The sequence below is a fragment of the Ramlibacter sp. genome (assembly GCF_035706265.1).
Taxonomy (GTDB): Bacteria; Pseudomonadota; Gammaproteobacteria; order Burkholderiales; family Burkholderiaceae_C; genus Ramlibacter.
Window position 1 is genome coordinate 1 of sequence record NZ_DASSVG010000315.1, and the last position, 3,584, is coordinate 3,584.

4 protein-coding genes are annotated in these 3,584 nt (G+C 68.6%); all 4 read left to right on the forward strand.

Annotated features, from left to right (window positions below):
* Positions 1-2 precede the first annotated feature (2 nt).
* Genes VFM98_RS11365 through accD form a run of 4 tightly spaced genes read left to right on the forward strand, consistent with a single transcriptional unit; the run spans position 3 to position 3,539 of the window.
* Entirely contained in the window at positions 3-608 is a 606-nt protein-coding gene (locus tag VFM98_RS11365; protein ID WP_325110031.1) for a phosphoribosylanthranilate isomerase, read from the forward strand.
* Positions 586-1,836, forward strand: coding sequence for a tryptophan synthase subunit beta (gene trpB, locus VFM98_RS11370; protein ID WP_325110032.1), 1,251 nt, complete (start codon positions 586-588; stop codon positions 1,834-1,836). The genes VFM98_RS11365 and trpB overlap by 23 nt, the downstream gene beginning before the upstream one ends.
* Positions 1,833-2,642, forward strand: coding sequence for a tryptophan synthase subunit alpha (gene trpA / locus VFM98_RS11375; protein ID WP_325110033.1), 810 nt, complete (start codon positions 1,833-1,835; stop codon positions 2,640-2,642). The genes trpB and trpA overlap by 4 nt, the downstream gene beginning before the upstream one ends.
* A gap of 24 nt (positions 2,643-2,666) precedes the next feature.
* A complete protein-coding gene (accD, locus tag VFM98_RS11380) occupies positions 2,667-3,539 on the forward strand; it encodes an acetyl-CoA carboxylase, carboxyltransferase subunit beta (protein ID WP_325110034.1) in 873 nt (290 codons plus the stop codon).
* The last annotated feature ends 45 nt before the right edge of the window (positions 3,540-3,584 follow it).

Genomic DNA, 3,584 nt, shown 5'->3' on the forward strand with positions numbered 1-3,584 from the left:
GCCTGGTGCTCTACCCGCAGAGCCCGCGCTACGTGAGCCCCGAGCGGGCCGCCGAACTGGCGCGGCGCCTGCCGCCCTTCGTCACGCCGGTGCTGCTGTTCGTGAACGAGGCCCCGCAGGCCGTGCGCGCCGCCTGCGAGCGCGTGCCCAATGCCCTGCTGCAGTTCCACGGCGACGAGAGCCCGCAGCAGTGCGCCGAGGCCGCCGCCGGCCGGCCCTGGATGCGCGCGGCGCGCATCCCGGCGGACGCCTCCGTGCCCTTCGACTTGCTAGAATTTGCCGCACAGTATTCACAGGCGACCGCCCTGCTGCTGGACGCCCACGTCCAGGGCTACGGCGGCGCCGGACGGACATTCCCTTGGTCACGCCTGCCACCAAACGCCAGCTGTCACGCCGTTTTGTCTGGTGGGCTCACACCTGCAAACGTGGGCGACGGCATCCTGCAGGTGCGGCCGCGCTTCGCCACGCTGGCCGTTGATGTGAGTTCCGGCGTCGAGTCCTCCAAGGGCATCAAGGACGCCGGCCTGATCCATCAGTTCGTCGCGGCCGTGCGCGCCGCCGACGTGCTTCTTGCAAGGTCCCGGAATGCCCTCCTATCAGCAACCTGACGCCACCGGCCACTTCGGCATCTACGGCGGCAGCTTCGTCAGCGAGACGCTGACCCACGCCATCAGCGAACTGCGCGAAGCCTACGCGCGCTACCAGAACGACCCGGAGTTCCTGCGCGAATTCCAGTACGAGCTGAAGCACTACGTGGGCCGCCCCTCGCCCGTCTACCACGCCGAGCGCATGAGCCGCGAACAGGGCGGCGCGCAGATCTACCTGAAGCGCGAAGACCTCAACCACACCGGCGCCCACAAGATCAACAACGTGATCGGCCAGGCCATGCTCGCCAAGCGCATGGGCAAGCCGCGCGTGATCGCCGAGACCGGCGCCGGCCAGCACGGCGTGGCCACGGCCACCATCTGCGCCCGCTACGGCCTGGAATGCGTGGTCTACATGGGCAGCAACGACGTGCAGCGGCAAAGCCCCAACGTCTACCGCATGAACCTGCTGGGCGCGCGCGTGGTGCCGGTGGAGTCCGGCAGCCGCACGCTCAAGGACGCCCTCAACGAGGCAATGCGCGACTGGGTCACCAACGTCGAGAACACCTTCTACATCATCGGCACGGTGGCGGGCCCGCACCCCTACCCGATGATGGTGCGCGACTTCCAGAGCGTGATCGGCCACGAGTGCATCGAGCAGATGCCGGAACTCGCCGGCCGCCAGCCCGATGCCGTGATCGCCTGCGTCGGCGGCGGCAGCAACGCGATGGGCATCTTCCATCCCTACATCCCGTTCGAGGGCACGCGGCTGATCGGCGTCGAGGCCGCCGGCGAGGGGCTCGATTCGGGCAAGCATTCGGCTTCGCTGCAGCGCGGCGCGCCGGGCGTGCTGCACGGCAACCGCACCTACATCCTGCAGGACGCCAACGGCCAGATCATCGAGACGCACAGCGTGAGCGCCGGCCTGGACTATCCGGGCGTCGGCCCCGAGCACGCGTGGCTCAAGGACACGGGCCGCGCCGAATACGTCGGCATCACCGACAAGGAAGCGCTCGACGCCTTCCACTACCTCTGCCGCACCGAAGGCATCATTCCCGCGCTGGAATCGAGCCACGCGGTCGCCTACGCGATGAAGCTGGCCAAGACGATGCGGCCCGACCAGCACATCCTGGTGAACCTGTCCGGCCGCGGCGACAAGGACATCGGCACGGTGGCGGACCTGGCCGGCGTCGACTTCTACGACCGCCCCTCCATGCGAGGCTTGACGCTCAAGGGAGGGCCGAAGCAATGAGCCGCATCGCCGCGACCTTCGAACGCCTCGCGCAGGCCAGGCGCAAGGCGCTGATCCCCTACATCACCGCCGGCTTCCCCTTCGCCGACATCACGCCCGACCTGATGCACGCGATGGTCGAAGCGGGCTCCGACGTGATCGAGCTGGGCGTGCCCTTCTCCGACCCGATGGCCGACGGCCCCGTGGTGCAGAAGGCGGGTGAGCGCGCCCTCGCACTCGGCATCGGCTTGAAGGACGTGCTGGAAATGGTGCGCGCCTTCCGCCAGCGCGACGCGGCCACGCCGGTGGTGCTGATGGGGTACGCGAACCCGGTCGAGCGCTACGAGCTCGCCAACGGCAAGGGCGCGTTTGCCCGCGACGCCGCGGCGGCAGGCGTGGACGGCGTGCTGATCGTCGACTACCCGCCGGAGGAATGCGAGGAATTCGCCGCGCAGCTGAAGGCGCAGGGCCTGGACCTGATCTTCCTGCTGGCGCCCACCAGCACCGAGCAGCGCATCCAGCAGGTCGGCCGCGTCGCCAGCGGCTACGTCTACTACGTGTCGCTCAAGGGCGTGACCGGCGCCGGCCACCTCGACACCGCCGCGGTGGAAGAGGCACTGCCGCGCATCCGCAAGCACGTGAAGATCCCGGTCGGCGTGGGCTTCGGCATCCGCGACGCCGTCAGCGCCAAGGCGGTCGGCCGGGTGGCCGATGCGGTGGTGATCGGCAGCAAGGTCATCCAGGTCGTGGAAGACCTGCCGCGTGAAGAAGTCCTGCCCCAGCTGGCCGCGTTCCTGCGCGAGATCCGCGCCGCGCTAGACTCCTGAGATCCCCCGAGAAAGAAAATCGACATGAGCTGGTTGGAAAAACTGCTGCCCCCGAAGATCCAGCCGACGGATCCCAACGAGCGGCGCAGCGTGCCCGAGGGCCTGTGGATCAAGTGCCCCAGCTGCGATTCGGTGCTGTACAAGACCGACCTGGAGCACAACCTCAACGTCTGCCCCAGCTGCGGCCACCACCACCGCATCGGCGCCCGGGCGCGCCTGAACGCCTTCCTCGATGCCGAAGGCCGCTACGAGATCGGCCAGGAAGTGGTGCCGGTCGACCCGCTCAAGTTCAAGGACAGCCGCAAGTACCCGGAGCGGATCAAGGAAGCGATGGAGAACACCGGCGAGACCGACGCGCTGGTGGTGATGGGCGGCTCGGTGCACAGCATCAACCTGGTGGCCGCCGCCTTCGAGTTCGACTTCATGGGCGGCTCGATGGGCAGCGTGGTCGGCGAGCGCTTCGCGCGCGGCGTCGAGACGGCCATCGAGCAGAAGGTGCCTTTCCTGTGCTTCACGGCCACCGGCGGCGCCCGCATGCAGGAAGGCCTGCTGTCGCTGATGCAGATGGCCAAGACGAACGCCGCCCTCACGCGGCTGGCCAAGAAGGGGCTGCCCTACATCAGCGTGCTGACCGACCCGACGATGGGCGGGGTGAGCGCCGGCTTCGCCTTCGTGGGCGACGTGGTGATCGCGGAGCCCAAGGCCCTGATCGGCTTCGCGGGCCCGCGCGTGATCGAGTCCACGGTGCGGGTGAAGCTGCCGGAAGGCTTCCAGCGCGCCGAGTTCCTGCAGGAAAAAGGCGCCGTCGACCTGATCTGCGACCGCCGCGAACTGCGCAAGACCGTGGCGAACGTGCTGGCGATGCTCACCCGCCAGGCCGCGGACGCGGTGGAGTGAATACCGGACAGCCGGACGCAGAGGACGCGAAAGATACGCAGAGGA

Bases quoted from the DNA above. Each gene is read 5' to 3' on its own strand.
- trpA (WP_325110033.1), top strand. From the start codon at position 1,833: ATGAGCCGCATCGCCGCGACCTTCGAACGCCTCGCGCAGGCCAGGCGC.
- trpB (WP_325110032.1), top strand. From the start codon at position 586: ATGCCCTCCTATCAGCAACCTGACGCCACCGGCCACTTCGGCATCTAC.
- accD (WP_325110034.1), top strand. From the start codon at position 2,667: ATGAGCTGGTTGGAAAAACTGCTGCCCCCGAAGATCCAGCCGACGGAT.